The sequence below is a fragment of the Nocardiopsis sp. NPDC055551 genome, from assembly GCF_053619415.1.
Map to the genome: position 1 here is coordinate 479,287 of NZ_JBSHJJ010000002.1, position 18,510 is coordinate 497,796.

Sequence of the window (18,510 nt, forward strand, 5' to 3'; positions counted from 1 at the left end):
TCGCCGGACCGGAAGGGGCCGGATGTCCGCTTCCGGTCATTTTCTGGAACAGATTCCTCACCGGGCGTGAAGGGAGGCGTCCTCTCCGGCCGCCGGTCCTTGGGAGCCGGTGGGCCGCCCCGCAGTCGGTCCGGTCCAGGGCTCCGGTAGGCGCACCACCCCGGGTGCCCCCGCGGCCACGGCGTCGAGCAGCCCGTTCGGTGGGTCCCCGAGCGCGGGTTCCCCGCCCTCGCCCTCCGATCGGAACTCCACCCGTCCACCGGTGAAGCCGGCCCTGGTGAACGTCATCGTCTCCGGAGCGATCCGCGTGTTATGGAGCAGGACCCGCGCGCCCGAGAACTCGGCCTTGTGGAAGTCGGTGAGGGGACCCTCGAAGCGCACGTGCCGGAAGTTGACCGTGCCGCCGGTGAACCGTGCCCCACGGAAGGTCACCCCGGCTCCGGAGACTCGTGAGTAGCGGAAGTCCATCTCCCCTTCGCCGAACACCGAACGATCGAAGATCAGCTTGCCGCCGATGAGGTGCACCCCGCGCAGGCTGCCGCCGTCGAAGACCACGTTGGAGAGGTCGAAGCGGTGACCCTGCCAGGAGGAGTGCTCGTCGCGCAGTCGGTCTCCGATGACCCGGATGATGCTGAACCGCACCTCTCGGAACGCCTCGTACTCCTGGCGCGCGGCCGTGCCGACCTCGTCTCCCTCCGGCACGGGGGCGTGCGGCATGCGCAGGTAGGAGCACAGCACGTTGATGCACATCTGGCGCAGTTCGGGGGTGGGCGCGTCGTCGGCCAGGTGCGCCAGCGCGTGCACCGCGCCGAGCCGCGCCGCGGCCTGCTCGTTGCCCAGTTCGGTGTAGGCGCCGGTGAACCGGTCGTTGAACAGCTTGACCCCGTCGCGCTCTGCTGCTCGGAGCGCCCGCAGGTTCTCCAGGTTGTTGTTGCGCTGCCGGTGGTAGGCGATCACCAGCAACGCGATACCGCTGAGCCCGGCCATGATGGCGAACGCGCGGATCACCACGCCCTCGAAGGCGCGCAACGACAGTGTGTCCGGTCGGGCTATCTCGGGGAAGCCGAGGAACCACAGTGCGCCCAGAATGAGCACTCCCACGCAAAGAGCGGTGACCGTCCAGGTCACGGCGATGTGCAGCCACAACCGGGGCGGGCGGCCCTCCCAGGTGTGGTCGGGTTCGCTCTCTTGGGCGCCCTTGACGGGGCGGGGGATGGGCATGCCGAAGACACTAGGAGATCCTCGGTACGTCTGCGGGATTATGTCCGTGTTCGGTCAGGGTGGTCAGAACAGGTCCACGGGCGGGGCGGGGGAGTCCACCGCGTCGGTGTCGTGGACCGAGGCGTACCCGGAGGTGAACCGGTCCAGGTCCTCGCCGGCGACCAGCCGCGCCATCTCGGGATCACGGTGCGCCGCGCGACCCAACTCCTCCTCTGGCAGGGGACGATGGCCCGCCACCAGCACCAGGTTGCCGAACCTTCGGCCGCGCAACACCCCCGGCTCCGCGGACATCACCACGTGCGGCAACACCGAACGCACCGTCGCCACCTGCGCCCGGGTGTGCTTCAGCGCGTAACCGTCACCGACGTTGACCACCAGGAATCCGTCGGGTCGCAGCACGCGGGCCGCCTCGGCGTAGAACTCCGCGGACGTCAACCGCGCCGGGGTCCGCGCTCCCGCGAACACGTCCGCCACCACCAGGTCGGCGCTGGAGTCGTGCCGGGCGCCGATCCACTCGCGCGCGTCACCGATGCCCACCCGTAGCCGCGCGCGCCGGTCCCAGGGCAGCCGGCGCCGCACCATTTCCACCAGGGCCGCGTCCACGTCCACCGCGCGTTGGTTGGAACCCGAGCGGGTGTGCGCCACGTACCGGGCCACGGTGAGCGCGCCGGCGCCCAAGTGCAGCGCGTCGACGGCCTCGCCCTCGGGCGCCACCAGGTCGACCGCGTGCGCGATCCGTCGCACGTACGAGAAGTCCAGATAGGCGGGGTCGGACAGGTCCACGTGCGATTGTGGGGTGCCCTCCACCAGGAGGAACCACGAGTTCGGTCGGTCCGCGTCGGCGAGCAGGTCCACCCCGGGAACGACGGAGACCTCCTCTTCGGCCTCGACCCTGTCACGCACACGTCGGCCCATGTCCTCGTCCTGTTCTGCCGTGGAGATCACTCCAAGGTAGGCGTACCGCGGGCCCCTTCGGAACCGACGCGCGAATCCCCTCTTCGGGGCGCTAGCCTGGGTCCCCCCAACGTTTTTCCGATCATCGCGCCCGGACTCTCCGGGCGCGTTCACCGAGGAGTGGCCGTGCTACTGCGGATGTCGAACCTGTTCCTGCGCACCCTGCGTGAGGACCCGGCGGACGCCGAGGTGCCGAGCCACAAGCTGCTCGTGCGCGCCGGCTACGTTCGTCGGGCCGCCCCCGGCGTCTACAGCTGGCTGCCCTTGGGCAAGCTCGTCCTGGAGAACGTCTCCCGCGTGGTCCGCGAGGAGATGAACGCCATGGGCGGCCAGGAGGTCCTGCTCCCCGCCCTGCTGCCCAGGGAGTACTACGAGGCCACCGGCCGCTGGGAGGAGTACGGCGACACCCTCTTCCGGCTCAAGGACCGCAAGGGCGCCGACTACCTGCTCGGTCCCACCCACGAGGAGCTCTTCACCCTCCTGGTCAAGGGCGAGTACTCCTCCTACAAGGACTTCCCGGTCGTCCTGTACCAGATCCAGGAGAAGTTCCGCGACGAGGCGCGTCCCCGCGCCGGCGTCCTGCGCGGCCGCGAGTTCCACATGAAGGACTCCTATTCCTTCGACATCGACGACGAGGGACTCCAGGAGTCCTACGACAAGCACCGCGCCGCCTACATCCGGATCTTCGAACGGCTCGGCCTGGAGTACGTCATCGTCTCGGCGACCTCCGGCGCCATGGGCGGCTCCGCCTCCGAGGAGTTCCTGGCGGTCGCGCCCACCGGCGAGGACACCTTCGTGCGCAGCACCGGGTCCGACTACGCCGCCAACGTCGAGGCCGTGAGGGTCCCCGCCCCCGAGGCGCTGCCCCTGGACGGGCTGCCCGAGGCGAAGGTCCACCACACACCGGCGACCGCCACCATCCAGACCCTGGTGGACTTCCTGAACGAGGCGGGCCTGGGCCGCGACTTCAGCGAGGCCGACACCCTCAAGAACGTCCTGGTCAAGACTCGTGTCCCCGGTGCCAAGGAGTGGGAGCTGCTGGCCGTCGGCGTTCCCGGTGACCGTGAGGTCGATTTCAAGCGGCTGGAAGCGGCGCTGGAGCCCGCCGAGGTGGAGATCCTCGACGAGGCCGACTTCGCCGCCAACCCGTTCCTGGTCAAGGGCTACATCGGCCCCAAGGCCCTGATCGACAACAAGGTCCGTTACCTGGTCGACCCGCGCGTGGCCACCGGTACCGCCTGGGTGACCGGCGCCGACGAGGCCGACCACCACGTCGTCGACCTGGTGGCGGGGCGCGACTTCACCCCGGACGGCACCATCGACGTCGCCGACGTGCGCGACGGCGACCCCTCCCCGGACGGGAAGGGCACGCTGTACACCGCGCGCGGCATCGAGATCGGCCACATCTTCCAGTTGGGCCGCAAGTACGCCGACGCCTTCCAGGTGGACGCCCTGGGCCCGGACGGCAAGCCCAAGCGCATCACGATGGGCTCCTACGGCATCGGTGTCTCCCGCGCGGTGGCCTCCATCGTCGAGCAGTCCCACGACGACAAGGGCATCGTGTGGCCGCGTGAGATCGCCCCCGCCGACGTGCACGTCGTCGGCACCGGCAAGGGCGATGAGGTCCCCGAGGCGCTGCGCATCGGTCGGGAACTGCAGGCCAAGGGCCTGCGCGTGCTCGTGGACGACCGCAAGGCCGCCCCGGGTGTGAAGTTCACCGACGCCGAGCTGGTGGGCATCCCCACCACGATCATCGTGGGCCGTGGACTCAAGGACGGTGTGGTCGAGCTGCGCGACCGCAAGAGCGGTGAGCGTTCCGACGTCCCGATCGAGGAGATCGTCGACCGCACCGTCGCCGCCTGCGCCGAGTAGGACGTCGACACGGGGAATCGAACACGAAGAGGGGCTCCCGCGGCTGCGCACGGGAGCCCCTCTCACCTGTGTCCACGCGGTACTAGGGTCTCTCGAAGCCGGGGAAGGCGTCGGGTTCGGCGCCCCATTGCAGTGAGCGCAGCGTCGCCTCCTGCAGGGCCCGCGCGGCGGTGACGCGCAGGTCGGTGTCACCGGAGGAGGTCAACCACAGGTACGCCTCCATCGTGGCCCCCTCCAGTCCGGCCGCGAACGTGTCCATGCCGTCCCCGTCGCGCCCTTCCGGGATCGGGTACGAGGGCAGGGCGGGCGGCGCCTCCAGGTCGCGTTCGACGGCGGCGTCGCGCAGCGCGTCCCGCAGCGCCTTGTGCTCCATGGCGGCCGTGGACGCTCGCTCGCGCCGTCCCTCGTCACCGGCGGCACCGCCGACGAACTCGAACCCGTACACCGCCGCGTGCTCGGCGCGCAGCGCCTCCGCCAGGGCTTCGGCCGTGGGGTCGGTGCCCTCGCTCGGGGTGGGGGTCTCGCTCACCTGACTACCTCGCCTATGTCGATGGGCCCTCAGGCCTCGTCCAGCAGATGGGCGTGCACGGCCTCACAGGCGCCGATCGCGCTCACCAGCTGGGCCAGCCCCGGGTCGGTCACGGCCGCCGCCTGGTCCAGACGCGACGACGAGGCCGCGACCTCGACCAGCCGTAGCCCCGCGGTGTCCAGGGACGGACCGGGATCGGTCTCCGTCCCGCCCGACCCCTCGGGCTCCTCCGGTTCCGCGGACGGGCCCACCCCCTCGGGCAGGGCCTCCAACAACGCGTCCAGGTGGGCCAGGTGGTGTTCCTGGAACCCCTCCAACAGGTCACCGGGGCCCACACCGTCGGCCAACGCCTGTTCGTACCGGGCCACCGTCCGCTCCTTCTCCCGGATCAGGGAGCGCAGGACGGACACGTCCGGGGTCACGTCGTAGGGATACCAGTCGGCCGTGCCGCACCCGCTCAGACCGGCCACGGCGCCCGCCGCCACGACACCTGTCGCCGTGACGCCCAGCACAGTGCGGCGGCTGACGTTCCCCTGCACGCGGTCTCCTCCCCCTGCCCCGCGTCCGGGGCGGTGTCGACGGCCCCCGCCGTCGAGCGGCGGTCGGGACCCATCTTTCCACGCCGGTCGAGGCACCGAGGCCGGGTCGCTCCCCCTCGCGGGAAAGGGGCGAGGGGCCCCCGTTCACACCCGAAGGCACGCCCCGAGGAGCGAGGCGACCTGGAGGAGGCCCGGGAGTGGATACCCTTGCACGACAACCGCCGTCGTGCGCGACGTGCGGCGCTTTCGCGTCCGACGCGAAAGTGGAAGAAGACTACGTACAGAGCTGGACCGCCCCGTTCAACGGCTCACGGCCGAGCGGGCGGGATTTCGCCGTTTTGAGGGGCTGACACGCATGGGAGCGCAGGCGCGGGAAGAGCGCATCGCCGAGCTGCTGGAACCGGTCCTGGCCAAGGCCGGACTGGATCTGGAGGCCGTCGAGCTGACACCGGCGGGCAAACGTCGAGTGCTGCGCGTGGTCGTGGACTCCGACAACGGGGTCGACCTGGACCTGGTCGGCGAGATCAGCCAGGACGTCAACGAGGCGCTGGACGCCTCCGACGTCATGGGTGAGACGCCCTACGTCCTGGAGGTCACCTCGCCAGGGGTCGACCGTCCGCTGACGATGCCCCGCCACTGGCGCCGCTCTCGCGGTCGCCTGGTGAAGGTGAACCTCGTCGAGGGCGGGGACCTCACCGGACGCGTGACCGAGTCCGACGACCAGGGCGTGACCCTGGACGTCAAGGGTCGGTCCCGCACTCTGGCCTACGACAAGATCGCCAAGGCCAAGGTCCAGGTGGAATTCCGTCGCGAAGCCGACACCGACGCGGCGGACTAGAGGGGGAGCCCCGTGGACATTGACATGAGCGTCCTTCGCAGCCTGGAGCGCGAGAAGGACATCGCCGTCGAACTGGTCGCCAAGGCGATCGAAGACGCACTCCTGATCGCGTACCACCGCGAGGAGGGCCCTGAGAAGAAGGCACGAGTGGAACTGAACCGTTCCACCGGCCACGTCATCGTTTGGGTGACCGAGACCGACGAGGAGGGTGTGGTCGTCGGCGAGTTCGACGGGACCCCCACCGGGTTCGGTCGCATCGCCACCTCCACCGCCAAGCAGGTGATCCTGCAGCGGCTGCGCGACGCCGAGGACGAACTGACCCTGGGCGAATTCGCCGGCCGCGAGCACGACATCGTGTCGGGCATCATCCAGCAGGGCAAGGACCCGCGCAACGTCCTGGTCGACCTCGGCAAGATCGAGGCGATCCTGCCCCCGCAGGAGCAGGTCCCCACCGAGAACTACACCCACGGTGAGCGCCTGCGCGCCTACGTGGTCCAGGTCCGCAAGGGCCTGCGCGGTCCCTCGGTGACCCTGTCGCGTACCCACCCCAACCTGGTGCGCAAGCTCTTCGAGTTGGAGGTGCCCGAGATCGCCGACGGCACCGTCGAGATCGCGGCCATCGCCCGTGAGGCCGGTCACCGTACCAAGATGGCGGTCAGCTCCAACCGGGGCGGCGTCAACGCCAAGGGTGCCTGCATCGGTCCGCTGGGCAGCCGCGTTCGCAACGTCATGGCCGAACTCCACGGGGAGAAGATCGACATCGTCGACTACTCCGAGGACCCCGCCGTGTTCGTCGCCAACGCGCTGTCCCCGGCACGGGTCAACTCGGTGGAGATCCTCGACATGGCCGCGCGTGTGGCACGCGTCGTCGTTCCCGACTACCAGCAGTCGCTCGCCATCGGCAAGGAGGGCCAGAACGCCCGACTGGCCGCGCGTTTGACCGGATGGCGCATCGACATCCGCTCCGACGCGGAGCCCGCCCGACCCCTCGAAGAAGAGGCCGGTGACCCCGTCGAGGACACCGACGACACCGCTTCGACCGGCTGAACGGGTCGCGACCATGCCTCGACACGATATGGTGGCCGAAGACGGTCCTGACCGTCCCGTGCGAACGTGCGTGGGTTGTCGGTCGCGGACAGTCCAGTCCGACCTCGTGCGGCTGGTGGCCGAGGGCACGGCCATCACGCCCGACACCCGAGGTCGACGTCCGGGGCGCGGAGCCTATCTGCACCACGACCGCAGGTGCTTCGAACTAGCGGAGCGCCGAAGGGCGTGGTCACGCGCCTTCCGGAACCGGAGCGGAGGAGGTCCCACTCGGTGGGACGTCTCACGTGTGGCGTCGTTGTTCGACGACGCCCCACGTGGCTGAGCGCGCCGCTATCCGGATAGGGTTGGAATGTCTGGGCCGACCTCGAGGTTGTAGGGACCGAGGTCGGCGTGCTGTGCCGTGTCGGCACGCATGAGCCGGCCCATTGTTGTGTAGCGATGAGGAAGCAGGTCGAGATTGCGATGAGCGCCTGATGAGTACGCAGCGATGAGTAACTCAAGCTAACGACGGTCCGGCACAAGCCCCTGTCCCGGACCGAAGCTGAAGGAGAGTAGTGGCGAAGGTCCGGGTATACGAACTCGCTAAGGAGTTCGGTGTAGAGAGCAAGGCCGTGCTGGCCAAGCTCAACGAGATGGGCGAATTCGTTCGTTCGGCGTCCTCCACGATAGAGGCCCCCGTCGTTCGACGCCTTCAAGAAGCTTTCAACGATGGCTCCGACGGTGGCAAGAAGGGTGGATCGGCTCCCAAGCCGGCCCCCAAGCCCTCCGCCGGTGCCTCCGCGCGCCCCGCGGCTCCCAAGCCGGGGCCCGCGCCCAAGCCGGGTCCGAAGCCGGCTCCGGCTCCGGCCGCCAAGCCCGCGGCTCCGGTCGCCAAGGCGGAGACGGACAAGCCGGTCGCCGAGAAGCCGTCCGCCCCGGTCGACAAGCCCGCGGCGCCGACTTTCGAGGCCGCGCCCAAGCCCGGCCCCAAGCCGGCGCCCAAGACCCCGCGCGGCGACGCGCCGAAGCCGGGTCCGAAGCCGGCCGCGGGCTCTCAGCAGCGTGGCGGCGACCGGCCGCAGCGCGGCGGTGAGCGTGGTGGCGAGCGCGGCGGTGAGCGTGGTGGCCGTGACGGCGGCCGCGCTCCGCGTCCGGGCGGTCCCCGTCCGGGCCCGCGTCCGGGCAACAACCCGTTCGCGTCCAACGCCTCCGGCATGGGCTCCAAGCCGGCCCCGCGTCCCGGTGGCGGCGGCGCTCCGCGTCCGGGTCCGCGTCCCGGCCCGCAGGGTGGCGGCGGCGCTCCGCGTCCGGGCGGTCCCCGTCCGGGCCCGCGTCCCGGCCCGCAGGGCGACCGTGCCCCGCGCCCCGGCCCGCAGGGTGATCGTGCCCCGCGTCCCGGTGGCGGCGACCGTGCTCCGCGTCCCGGTGGCGCTCCCGGCGCCCCGCGTCCGGGTGGTGCCGCGGGTGCTCCGCGCCCCGGTGGCGGCGGTGGCGCTCCGCGTCCCGGTGGCCCGCGTCCCAGCCCGATGAACATGCCCTCGTCCCGTCCGGCCGCGCCCGCGGGCGGCGGTCGTGGTGGCGGCGGTGGTCGTCCCGGTGGCGGCGGTCGCGGTCGGGGCGGCGCCCCGGCGGGCGCGCGTCCCGGTGGCGGCGGCGGTCCGCGTCCCGGTGGTTTCGGTGGTCGTCCCGGTGGCGGCGGCCGTGGCCGCGGTGGCGGAACGGCCGGTGCGTTCGGTCGTCCGGGCGGTCGTCCCGGGCGTGCGCGCAAGTCCAAGAAGCAGCGGCGTCAGGAGTTCCACGACCTTGCGGCACCGTCCTTCGGTGGCGTCAAGATCCCGAGCGGCAACGGTCAGTCGATCCGACTGTCCCGTGGCGCCTCGCTGTCGGACTTCGGCGACAAGATCGACGTCAACCCGGCGTCGCTCGTCCAGGTCATGATGCACCTGGGTGAGATGGTCACCGCGACCCAGTCGCTGCCCGACGAGACCCTGCAGTTGCTCGGTGAAGAGCTCAACTACAAGGTCGAGGTCGTCAGCCCCGAGGACGAGGACCGCGAGCTCCTGGAGTCCTTCTCCATCGAGTTCGGCGAGAACGAGGGCGGCACCGCCGAACTTCGTCCGCGCCCGCCGGTGGTCACCGTCATGGGTCACGTCGACCACGGTAAGACCCGACTGCTGGACACCATCCGCAAGACCAACGTCTCCAGTGGCGAGGCCGGCGGAATCACCCAGCACATCGGTGCCTACCAGGTCTCCACCCACGTGGACGGTGAGGAGCGCAAGCTCACCTTCATCGACACCCCTGGTCACGAGGCGTTCACCGCCATGCGTGCCCGTGGTGCGAAGGTCACCGACATCGCGGTGCTGGTCGTGGCGGCCGACGACGGCGTCAAGCCGCAGACGGCCGAGGCCATCGACCACGCCAAGGCGGCCGAGGTCCCGATCGTCGTCGCGGTCAACAAGATCGACGTCGAGGGCGCAGACCCGCAGCGGGTGCGTGCCCAGATGACCGAGTACGGCCTGGTGGCCGAGGAGTACGGCGGCGACGTCCAGTTCGTGGACATCTCCGCGCTCAAGGGCGAGAACATCGACACGCTGCTCGAATCGATCGTCCTGACCTCCGACGCCGCGCTCGACCTGCAGGCGAACCCGGACATGGACGCTCAGGGTCTGGCCATCGAGGCCTACCTGGACCGCGGTCGCGGTTCCATGGCCACGGTGCTGGTCCAGCGAGGCACGCTCAACGTCGGTGACTCCATCGTCTGTGGTGACGCCTACGGCCGCGTTCGCGCCATGCTCGACGAGCACGGCAAGAGCGTGGAGACGGCCGAGCCGTCGCGTCCGGTCCAGGTCCTGGGTCTGACCAACGTGCCCAGCGCCGGTGACAACTTCCTGGTCGTCAAGGACGACCGGGTGGCGCGGCAGATCGCCCAGCAGCGTGAGGCGCGCGAGCGCTTCGCCCAGCAGGCGAAGTCGGCCCGTCGGGTCACCCTCGACAACTGGCAGTCCGCCATCAAGGAGGGCGAGCGCTCCGAGCTGCTCCTCCTCATCAAGGGCGACATGTCCGGTTCCGTCGAGGCGCTGGAGGAGTCGCTGCTCAAGATCGACGCCGGTGGCGACGAGGTCGGCATCCGGATCATCGGTCGCGGTGTCGGTGCGATCACCCAGAACGACATCAACCTGGCGTCGTCCGCGGACGCGATCATCGTCGGCTTCAACGTTCGGCCCGAGGGCAAGAACAGCGAGCTGGCGGACCGCATGGGTGTCGACATCCGGTACTACTCGGTCATCTACCAGGCCATCGACGAGGTCGAAGCCGCGGTCAAGGGTCTCCTCAAGCCCATCTACGAGGAGGTCCAGCTCGGCAGCGCCGAGATCCGCGAGGTCTTCAAGGTGCCCAAGATCGGCAACATCGCCGGTTCGATCGTCCGCAGCGGTCTCATCCGCCGCAACGGCAAGGCGCGTCTCATCCGCGATGGGGTCGTCATCTCCGACAACCTCAACGTCGATTCGCTCCGACGCTTCAAGGACGACGCGACCGAGGTCCGTGAGGGCTTCGAGTGCGGTATCGGTGTCGGTTACAGCGACATCCGGGTCGGGGACGTCATCGAGACCTACGAGATGAAGGAGAAGCCCCGCGACTAGTCGTGTGGACTGATCCGCCTGGGGCCCCGGACCATCGTGTCCGGGGCCCCGCCTTTGCCGGCTCACACAACACCACAGGTGATCACTTGTACGTTGGGGCGTTGACGCTGGACGTGCTCCTTGGAGACGTCCACTCGCTCAAACAGAAGCGTTCGATGGTCCGGCCGGTCATCGCCGAGCTGCGCCGAAAGTTCTCGGTGTCGGTGTCGGAGGTGGGCGATCAAGACCTCTACCGTCGGGCGAAGATCGGTGTCGCGGTGGTCGCTCCCACGGCCGCCCATGCCAGGGACCAGATGGACACCTGCGAGCGTTTCGTCGCGGGCCGTCCCGAACTGGAGCTGCTGTCCGCCAGGCAGCGGCTCTTCAACGAAGAGGAAGACTGACGATGGTCGACGCAGCACGCGCGCGCAAGATCGCCGACCGGATCCAGCGCATCGTCGCCGAGATGCTGGACCGGCGGATCAAGGACCCGCGCCTGGGATTCGTGACCGTGACCGACGCCCGCATCACCGCTGACCTGCGGGACGCCACGGTGTACTACACGGTGTTCGGTTCCCCCGAGGAAAAGGCGGCCAGCGCGGCCGCACTGGAGAGCGCCAAGGGCGTGATCCGTAGCGAGGTCGGCAAACAGACCGGTATCCGGCACACGCCGAGCCTGGCCTTCGTCCTCGACGACGTGCAGGAGAACGCCCAGCACATCGAGGAACTGCTGGTCAAGGCGCGTCAGTCCGACGAGGAGGTGGCCCAGCGGGCCACCGAAGCCAAGCCCGCGGGCGAGGCCGACCCGTACAAGGTCCCTCGTGAGGACGACGAGGACGAGTGACCACCCGGGACGGCGGCGTCGGTCGCCGTCCCGCCCCCTTTCTTCCCTCGAAGGAGCACCATGGCCGAGAGCGGCGTCGTGGTCGTTGACAAGCCCGCGGACTGGACCTCGCACGACGTGGTCGCCAAGACCCGTGGTCTGGCGCGCACCCGACGTGTGGGGCACGCGGGCACCCTGGACCCGATGGCCACCGGGGTGCTGGTGCTGGGGATCGAGAAGGGCACCAAACTTCTCGGCCACCTGACCCTGACCGAGAAGACCTACGAGGCGACCATCCGGTTGGGCCTGGTCACCAACACCGACGACGCCGAGGGCGAGCCCGGTGCGCGCATCGACGCCTCCGCCGTCACCGACGACGCGATCCGAGCGGCCGTCGCGAAGCTGACCGGCGTCATCTCACAGGTTCCACCACAGGTCAGTGCGATCAAGGTGGACGGTAAGCGCGCCTACAAGTCGGCTCGCGAGGGCAAGGAAGTGGCCCTCAAGGCTCGCGAGGTCACCGTGTCCGAGTTCCAGGTGACCGACATCCGTCGCGTGGCGGATCCCGATGGCGGGTTCGTCGACGTGGACGCGGTCGTCACCTGCTCCAGCGGCACCTACATCCGCTCGCTGGCCCGCGACATGGGTGTGGACCTGGGAGTGGGCGGCCACCTCTGCGCCCTGCGCCGTACTCGCGTGGGTCCCTACGACCTGTCCCAGGCCCGCACCCTGGACGAACTCGCCAAGGAGTTCACCCAGGTTCCGCTGGCCCGGGCGGTGGCGGCGGCGTTCCCGGTGCGCACCCTGGACGAGGCCGAGACCCGCGCGATCCGGCACGGCAACCGCATCGGTGAGAGCACTCTGGGAGAGGGCCCCGTGGGCCTGTTCGCCCCGGACGGCACAGTGGTGGCACTGGGCGAGAACCGCCCCGGCCACATGAAGCCGATCGTCGTCTTCGCACCGGCCTGACCGGTCTTCAGGATTGCCTCAGATCTTGATGACGGTTGCTCTGTCCCCACAGAGCTTCCGTAGGTCGTCAGGATCCGAAGTGAAGATGGTGACCGGTCCGGGAGACGCCAACGCCGTGGCACACAGCATCTCTTCGATGAGGTCGTTGAGATTGTCCCGTTCAAGCTGCCTGGCCACAGCCGCGGCAACGTAAGAGGACAGACCGGATGGTCCACTCCGGGAGCGTGCCCGCTCGGCGATGTCTCTGGGCATGGTGATCGAATACTTCTGAGTAGCATCACTCATGCCACTTATGCTACCCGGCATGCCACCGTCGTGTTCGGTGCGCGACCAGGTGGTTTCTCCGTTGAGGGTCGATGTCGATGTATTGCTCACATGGGTGAAGATAGTAATCCGTCACTCGCTGTGTGCGGATTATTCGAAAGTTCCGCGTCGAATTTCGGGGAACGCGTGGGGCAGAGCCGGTGTGGTGGCCCACACCGACCGCGTGGCGGAACACGCCCCGGCTCCATGGCACGCTTGAGACCGGATCACATCTCGATGAGCAAGGGGAGCCGAACGTGCGGAGATGGGACGGGCTGGGCGACATTCCCACCGATCGGGGACGCTCCGTGGTGGCGATCGGTGTCTTCGACGGTGTGCATCGCGGCCACCAGGCCATCTTGGCCTCCGCCGTCGCCCATGGGCGCGATCTGGGCCTACCGGTGGTCGTGGTCACCTTCGATCCGCACCCCGAACACGTGCTGCGCGGCCGTACCCCCGCGGTGCTCACCCCGGTGGACCGCCGCGTCGAACTGTTGGGGGAGCGGGGCGCCGACGCGGTGTGCGTGCTGCCCTTCACCAAGGAACTCTCCGCGCTGAGCCCCGAGGAGTTCGTCCGCCGGATCCTCGTCGACCGTCTCGGAGCGGTCGCCGTGGTGGTGGGGGAGGACTTCCGGTTCGGGCATCGGGCCGCCGGCGACGTGGCCGCCCTGGCCCGTCTGGGCGAGGAGTTCGGGTTCGGCGCGGACGGGGTGAAACTGGTGGCCGAGGGCGAGACCATCACCTCCACCCGGATCCGCGGGCTCCTCGCCGAGGGCGACGTGGCCGGCGCCGCGGCGCTCCTGGGCCGCCCGCACCGGGTCATCGGAGAGATCGTGCACGGAGCGGCCCGCGGGCGGGAGCTCCTGGGCTTCCCCACGGCCAACATGGACCTGCCACCGGACACCGCGGTGCCCGGTGACGGTGTCTACGCGGGGTGGCTCGGCCGCCTGGAACCCGCCACCGGTCACGAGACGCGTTGGCCCGCCGCCATCTCGGTGGGCACCAACCCCACCTTCGACGGGGCCGAACGTACGGTGGAGGCCTACGCGCTGGACCGCGACGACCTGGAGCTGTACGGGCTGACGATGGTCGTGGACTTCACCGCGCGTATCCGTGGGCAGGAACGGTTCGACGACATCGACGAGTTGATCGTGGCGATGCGGCGGGACGTGGACCGCTGTCGTGAGGTCCTCACCGCCGAGGTCGACCACACCCCTTGACCCGGACCCCTGACCTCCGGAGAGTCCGGTATCACCGCCGACGCGGGCCGATCGCCCTCTGAACTGCGGTAAGCTGAAAACGTTCACGTGTGCCCGTGGCCGGTCCGTCCCCAAAGGGGCGATGGAACCGACGGGAACGCGGCAGGGTCACGCCATCGGCGCCCTGCCGCGCACAGCACACGCGACGGTGACTGTTCGTACGCGCGGTCACCGTGTCCGACCCCTGTCACGTGCCGGGGTTCGCCCCGCGTACCGAACCATGAGCGAAGGAGCGTCGTGTCGATCGACACCGACAGCAAGAAGAGGATCATCGCGGAGTACGGCACCAAGGAAGGTGACACCGGCTCCCCCGAGGTGCAGATCGCGCTGCTCACGCACCGCATCACCGAGCTCACCGAGCACCTCAAGACCCACAAGCACGACCACCACAGCCGTCGTGGTCTGCTGCTGATGGTCGGCCGTCGTCGCGGTCTCCTGAAGTACCTCGCCAAGGAGGACATCACCCGCTACCGCTCGCTGATCGAGCGCCTGGGTCTCCGCCGCTAGGTGAATCGGGAGGGAGTGGCCTCGGCCGCTCCCTCTTTGTTAGTAAGGTGTAACCGGAGTGGCGGTCGATCGCGACCGCCGCACCATGAACCACACCCGTGCCGTTCCCCCGGTCCAACAGGGGTCGGTCCTCGGTAGTGGCCTTCGGGCCCTGTCTGTACGACGGGCCGCGGGCTTCGATCGATGACCGGCCGGCATCACCTCCGGGGCACGACGCGGGAGAGAACGTAGGCGTCGATTCCTCTGGGCATCGCCCGGATGACGACGCGTCCCGACCGTGTATCAGGAGGTCGCCCATGGAGGGCGTTTACTCTGCCGAAGCCGTGATCGACAACGGCAAGTTCGGCTCGCGCACCATCCGCTTCGAGACCGGCCGTCTGGCCCGTCAGGCCGCCGGTTCGTCCACGGTCTACCTGGACGACGAGACCGTCATCCTGTCGGCCACCACCGCCTCGAAGCGCCCCAAGGAGAACCTCGACTTCTTCCCGCTGACGGTGGACGTCGAGGAGCGGATGTACGCCGCCGGACGTATCCCCGGCTCGTTCTTCCGTCGTGAGGGACGTCCCTCCGAGGACGCCATCCTCACCTGCCGTCTCATCGACCGGCCGCTGCGTCCGTCCTTCAAGAAGGGCCTGCGCAACGAGATCCAGATCGTCGAGACGATCCTGGCCCTGCACCCCGAGCACCTGTACGACGTCGTCGCCATCAACGCGGCCTCGATGTCCACGCAGATCGCCGGGCTGCCCTTCTCCGGCCCGATCGGCGGCGTGCGCGTCGCCCTGATCGATGGCCAGTGGGTCGGTTTCCCCACCCACTCCGAGCTGGAGAACGCCACCTTCGACATGGTCGTCGCCGGCCGTGTGATGGAGGACGGTGACGTCGCGATCATGATGGTCGAGGCCGAGTCCACCACCCGCACCCTGAAGCTGGTCGCCGAAGGGGCCGTCGGCCCCAACGAGCAGACCATCGCCGAGGGGCTCGAAGCCGCCAAGCCCTTCATCAAGGTGCTGTGCAAGGCCCAGCAGGCCGTCGCCGACCAGGCCAGCCGTGAGCAGGGCGACTTCCCGATCTTCCTCGACTACGAGGACGACGTCTACGCCGCCGTCGAGGGCGCGGTCCGCGAGGACCTGGCCAAGGCGCTCACCATCGCCGACAAGCAGGAGCGCGAGGGCGAGCTCGACAAGGTCAAGGAATCGGCCGTCGCGAAGCTGGCCGAGACCTTCGAGGGTCGTGAGAAGGAGCTCGGCGCCGCCTTCCGCAGCCTGAGCAAGCAGCTCATGCGCGAGCGCGTGCTGCGCGACCAGGTCCGCATCGACGGTCGTGGCCCCAAGGACATCCGTCAGCTGAGCGCCGAGGTGGGCATCCTGCCGCGCGTGCACGGCTCGGCCCTCTTCGAGCGCGGTGAGACCCAGATCATGGGTGTGACCACGCTGAACATGCTGCGCATGGAACAGACGGTTGACACGCTCAACCCGGACAAGACCAAGCGCTACATGCACAACTACAACTTCCCGCCCTACTCCACCGGTGAGACCGGTCGGGTGGGCTCGCCCAAGCGGCGCGAGATCGGGCACGGCGCCCTGGCCGAGCGGGCCCTGCTGCCGGTTCTGCCCTCCCGCGAGGAGTTCCCGTACGCGATCCGTCAGGTCTCCGAGGCCCTCGGCTCCAACGGTTCCACCTCGATGGGTTCGGTCTGCGCCTCCACCATGTCCCTGATGGCGGCCGGCGTGCCCCTCAAGGAGATGGTGTCGGGCATCGCCATGGGTCTGATCAGTGAGGGCGACCAGTTCGTCACGCTGACCGACATTCTCGGTGCCGAGGACGCCTTCGGCGACATGGACTTCAAGGTCGCCGGTACCCGTGACCTCATCACCGCCCTGCAGCTGGACACCAAGCTCGACGGTATCCCCGCCGAGCAGTTGGCCCTGGCCCTGCAGCAGGCCCGCGGTGCCCGTCTGGCCATCCTGGACGTCATGCAGGAGGCCATCGAGAGCCCGGCGGAGATGAGCCCGAACGCTCCGCGGATCCTCACGGTGAGGGTCCCGGTGGAGAAGATCGGCGAGGTCATCGGCCCGAAGGGCAAGATGATCAACTCGATCCAGGACGACACCGGCGCCGACATCACGATCGAGGACGACGGCACCATCTACATCGGTGCCGTCGACGGCCCCTCCGCCGAGGCGGCCCGGGACACGATCAACCAGATCGCCAACCCGACCATGCCCGAGGTCGGCGACCGCTACCTGGGTACCGTCGTCAAGACGACCGCCTTCGGTGCGTTCGTGTCGCTGCTGCCCGGCAAGGACGGTCTGCTGCACATCTCGCAGATCCGTAAGCTGCACGGTGGCCAGCGGATCGAGAACCTCGACGACGTGATCAGCATCGGCGAGAAGATCCAGGTCGAGATCCGCGAGATCGACGACCGTGGCAAGCTGTCCCTGGTCCCGGTCGAGGTGGTCGAGGCCGAGGCCGCCAAGAACGAGGGTCCCTCCGAGGACTCCGCCCCGGACGACGACAAGTCCGACGAGGACAAGGGCGAGGGCGCCCCGCGTCGTCGCCGTCGTCGTAGCTCGGGCGGGCGTTCCGAGAACACCTGATCGAGTCTCACCCCTCCGCGGGGCGGTCGCGTCTTCGATGATGCGGCCGCCCCGCGGTCGTACGTATGCTCATCCGGACGTTTCGACGCGAAGAAGAAGGTTGCATGAGTTCTGTCCCCACCGCCGCGGAGCAGGAGCCGGGCACGACCGTCACGCTGCTGGAGCCCGATGGCGGTTCCGGTCTGGCGCGTCGGACGGTGTTGCCCGGCGGTCTGCGTGTGGTCACCGAGCACATCCCCGGGGGTCGTTCCGCGGCCTTCGGCATCTCCGCCACCACCGGGTCCCGTGACGAGGACTCCGCGCACGCGGGTTCGGCGCACTTCCTGGAACACCTGCTGTTCAAGGGAACCCACACCCGTTCGGCGCTGGAGATCTCCGCGCTGTTGGACGGGGTGGGGGCCGACCACAACGCCTACACCACCAAGGAACACACCTGCTACTACGCGAAGGTGCTCGACCGTGACCTGCCGCTGGCGGTGGACGTGGTCGGGGACATGGTCGCGAACTCGGTGCTGGACGAGGGCGAGGTGGAGACCGAGCGCGGCGTGATCCTCGAAGAGATCGCCATGTACGAGGACGAGCCCTCCGACCTGGTGGACGACGTCTTCGCCGAGCACTTCTTCGGTGACAGCCCGCTGGGTCGTCCCATCCTGGGCACCATCGACACGATCAACGCCCTTCCGCGCGATCGCATCGTCGAGCAGTACCGCGACTCCTACGTGCCCTCCGAGCTCATCGTGACGGCCGCGGGCAGCCTCGACCACGACGCGGTCGTGGAGCAGGTCAGGTCCATCTTCGCCGAGCGTCTGGCCGCGGCCGGGGACGCTCGTCCGTCGAGTCCGCGCGGTGTCGGCGGCCCGGTCCGCACCTACGACGGAACCGTCGTGCAGTCGCGGGAGACCGAACAGGCGCACATCATCCTGGGGTCGGAGGGCATCACCCGTACCGACTCGCGCTGGCACGCGCTGCGCCTGCTCAGCGCCGCGCTGGGCGGCGGCATGTCCTCGCGGCTCTTCCAGGAGGTGCGGGAGAAGCGCGGCCTGGCCTACGCCGTGCACGCCTACCACATCGCCTACGCCGACACCGGCGCCTTCCAGCTCTACGCGGGCTGCCTGCCGGAGAAGGCCGACGAGGTCATCGGTGTGTGCCGCGAGGAGCTCGCGAAGGTCGCCGCCGGCGGTATCACGCCGGAGGAGCTGACCCGCGCCAAGGGCCAGATCCAGGGCGCCATGGTGCTCGGCAGTGAGGGCACCAACGCGCGCATGGGCCGCCTGCTCTCCCACGAACTGGTGCAGCCGCGCCACTTCTCCATCGACGAGGACCTGGCCCGGTACGACGCCGTCACCCTGGACGACGTCGCCGCGGTCGCCGCGGAGTTGTTCGACCGCCCGCGCGCCCTCGCGGTCATCGGCCCCTACGAGAAGGACCGGGTCTTCTAAGTAGCGTTCGA

17 protein-coding genes are annotated in these 18,510 nt (G+C 69.2%); 12 read left to right on the top strand and 5 right to left on the bottom strand.

What is annotated here, in order from left to right:
- Positions 1 to 57: 57 nt before the first annotated feature.
- Positions 58 to 1,221 (bottom strand): pentapeptide repeat-containing protein, encoded by a 1,164-nt coding sequence (locus tag ACWGSK_RS05900; protein WP_452455313.1) that lies wholly within the window; start codon positions 1,219 to 1,221, stop codon positions 58 to 60.
- Positions 1,222 to 1,284: 63 nt separating this feature from the next.
- A complete protein-coding gene (locus ACWGSK_RS05905) occupies positions 1,285 to 2,136 on the bottom strand; it encodes a spermidine synthase (RefSeq protein WP_358510265.1) in 852 nt (283 codons plus the stop codon).
- A gap of 177 nt (positions 2,137 to 2,313) precedes the next feature.
- Here ACWGSK_RS05905 and ACWGSK_RS05910 point away from each other — a divergent pair, with 177 nt between their 5' ends.
- On the top strand, positions 2,314 to 4,047 hold the full coding sequence (locus ACWGSK_RS05910; protein WP_358510268.1) for a proline--tRNA ligase: 1,734 nt from the start codon (positions 2,314 to 2,316) through the stop codon (positions 4,045 to 4,047).
- 82 nt (positions 4,048 to 4,129) lie between these two features.
- On the opposite strand, the gene ACWGSK_RS05915 is transcribed toward ACWGSK_RS05910, so the two are convergent.
- Both ACWGSK_RS05915 and ACWGSK_RS05920 read right to left on the bottom strand, forming a co-directional pair.
- Entirely contained in the window at positions 4,130 to 4,576 is a 447-nt protein-coding gene (locus tag ACWGSK_RS05915; RefSeq protein ID WP_358510153.1) for a ferritin-like domain-containing protein, read from the bottom strand.
- A gap of 29 nt (positions 4,577 to 4,605) precedes the next feature.
- A complete protein-coding gene (locus tag ACWGSK_RS05920; protein WP_452455314.1) occupies positions 4,606 to 5,115 on the bottom strand; it encodes a hypothetical protein in 510 nt (169 codons plus the stop codon).
- 355 nt (positions 5,116 to 5,470) lie between these two features.
- On the opposite strand from ACWGSK_RS05920, the gene rimP reads away from it, so the two are divergent.
- The 7 genes from rimP (at position 5,471) to truB (ending at position 12,394) form a co-directional block, all read left to right on the top strand.
- On the top strand, positions 5,471 to 5,953 hold the full coding sequence (gene rimP / locus ACWGSK_RS05925) for a ribosome maturation factor RimP (protein WP_358510159.1): 483 nt from the start codon (positions 5,471 to 5,473) through the stop codon (positions 5,951 to 5,953).
- 24 nt (positions 5,954 to 5,977) lie between these two features.
- The gene (gene nusA / locus ACWGSK_RS05930) at positions 5,978 to 7,000 is read left to right on the top strand and encodes a transcription termination factor NusA (protein WP_358510162.1); all 1,023 of its coding nucleotides are present in this window, start codon (positions 5,978 to 5,980) and stop codon (positions 6,998 to 7,000) included.
- Between the two features lie 28 nt (positions 7,001 to 7,028).
- A complete protein-coding gene (locus ACWGSK_RS05935) occupies positions 7,029 to 7,322 on the top strand; it encodes a YlxR family protein (protein ID WP_358510271.1) in 294 nt (97 codons plus the stop codon).
- A 232-nt stretch (positions 7,323 to 7,554) separates the two neighbouring features.
- Positions 7,555 to 10,623 carry a translation initiation factor IF-2 gene (infB, locus tag ACWGSK_RS05940; RefSeq protein WP_358510165.1) on the top strand — a complete coding sequence of 1,023 codons (3,069 nt, stop codon included), beginning with the start codon at positions 7,555 to 7,557 and terminating at the stop codon, positions 10,621 to 10,623.
- 86 nt (positions 10,624 to 10,709) lie between these two features.
- Positions 10,710 to 11,006 (top strand): DUF503 domain-containing protein, encoded by a 297-nt coding sequence (locus ACWGSK_RS05945; RefSeq protein WP_358510168.1) that lies wholly within the window; start codon positions 10,710 to 10,712, stop codon positions 11,004 to 11,006.
- 2 nt (positions 11,007 to 11,008) lie between these two features.
- Positions 11,009 to 11,446: a 30S ribosome-binding factor RbfA gene (gene rbfA / locus ACWGSK_RS05950; RefSeq protein WP_358510170.1), complete on the top strand. Its 438-nt coding sequence runs from the start codon at positions 11,009 to 11,011 to the stop codon at positions 11,444 to 11,446.
- Between the two features lie 60 nt (positions 11,447 to 11,506).
- A complete protein-coding gene (truB, locus tag ACWGSK_RS05955) occupies positions 11,507 to 12,394 on the top strand; it encodes a tRNA pseudouridine(55) synthase TruB (protein WP_358510173.1) in 888 nt (295 codons plus the stop codon).
- 18 nt (positions 12,395 to 12,412) lie between these two features.
- On the opposite strand, the gene ACWGSK_RS05960 is transcribed toward truB, so the two are convergent.
- Positions 12,413 to 12,679, bottom strand: coding sequence for a hypothetical protein (locus ACWGSK_RS05960; RefSeq protein WP_452455315.1), 267 nt, complete (start codon positions 12,677 to 12,679; stop codon positions 12,413 to 12,415).
- A gap of 275 nt (positions 12,680 to 12,954) precedes the next feature.
- On the opposite strand from ACWGSK_RS05960, the gene ACWGSK_RS05965 reads away from it, so the two are divergent.
- The 4 genes from ACWGSK_RS05965 (at position 12,955) to ACWGSK_RS05980 (ending at position 18,499) form a co-directional block, all read left to right on the top strand.
- Positions 12,955 to 13,917: a bifunctional riboflavin kinase/FAD synthetase gene (locus ACWGSK_RS05965; protein WP_452455316.1), complete on the top strand. Its 963-nt coding sequence runs from the start codon at positions 12,955 to 12,957 to the stop codon at positions 13,915 to 13,917.
- 276 nt (positions 13,918 to 14,193) lie between these two features.
- Positions 14,194 to 14,463, top strand: a complete 270-nt coding sequence (gene rpsO, locus ACWGSK_RS05970; protein WP_358510181.1) for a 30S ribosomal protein S15 — start codon at positions 14,194 to 14,196, stop codon at positions 14,461 to 14,463.
- Positions 14,464 to 14,759: 296 nt separating this feature from the next.
- The gene (locus ACWGSK_RS05975; RefSeq protein WP_358510184.1) at positions 14,760 to 17,060 is read left to right on the top strand and encodes a polyribonucleotide nucleotidyltransferase; all 2,301 of its coding nucleotides are present in this window, start codon (positions 14,760 to 14,762) and stop codon (positions 17,058 to 17,060) included.
- A gap of 104 nt (positions 17,061 to 17,164) precedes the next feature.
- The gene (locus ACWGSK_RS05980; protein ID WP_452455317.1) at positions 17,165 to 18,499 is read left to right on the top strand and encodes a M16 family metallopeptidase; all 1,335 of its coding nucleotides are present in this window, start codon (positions 17,165 to 17,167) and stop codon (positions 18,497 to 18,499) included.
- Positions 18,500 to 18,510 lie beyond the last annotated feature (11 nt).

Bases quoted from the DNA above. Each gene is read 5' to 3' on its own strand.
- ACWGSK_RS05975 (WP_358510184.1), top strand. From the start codon at position 14,760: ATGGAGGGCGTTTACTCTGCCGAAGCCGTGATCGACAACGGCAAGTTC.
- truB (WP_358510173.1), top strand. From the start codon at position 11,507: ATGGCCGAGAGCGGCGTCGTGGTCGTTGACAAGCCCGCGGACTGGACC.
- rbfA (WP_358510170.1), top strand. From the start codon at position 11,009: ATGGTCGACGCAGCACGCGCGCGCAAGATCGCCGACCGGATCCAGCGC.
- rimP (WP_358510159.1), top strand. From the start codon at position 5,471: ATGGGAGCGCAGGCGCGGGAAGAGCGCATCGCCGAGCTGCTGGAACCG.
- ACWGSK_RS05980 (WP_452455317.1), top strand. From the start codon at position 17,165: ATGAGTTCTGTCCCCACCGCCGCGGAGCAGGAGCCGGGCACGACCGTC.
- ACWGSK_RS05935 (WP_358510271.1), top strand. From the start codon at position 7,029: ATGGTGGCCGAAGACGGTCCTGACCGTCCCGTGCGAACGTGCGTGGGT.
- ACWGSK_RS05910 (WP_358510268.1), top strand. From the start codon at position 2,314: ATGTCGAACCTGTTCCTGCGCACCCTGCGTGAGGACCCGGCGGACGCC.
- ACWGSK_RS05960 (WP_452455315.1), bottom strand. From the start codon at position 12,679: ATGAGTGATGCTACTCAGAAGTATTCGATCACCATGCCCAGAGACATC.
- ACWGSK_RS05900 (WP_452455313.1), bottom strand. From the start codon at position 1,221: ATGCCCATCCCCCGCCCCGTCAAGGGCGCCCAAGAGAGCGAACCCGAC.
- ACWGSK_RS05905 (WP_358510265.1), bottom strand. From the start codon at position 2,136: ATGGGCCGACGTGTGCGTGACAGGGTCGAGGCCGAAGAGGAGGTCTCC.
- nusA (WP_358510162.1), top strand. From the start codon at position 5,978: ATGAGCGTCCTTCGCAGCCTGGAGCGCGAGAAGGACATCGCCGTCGAA.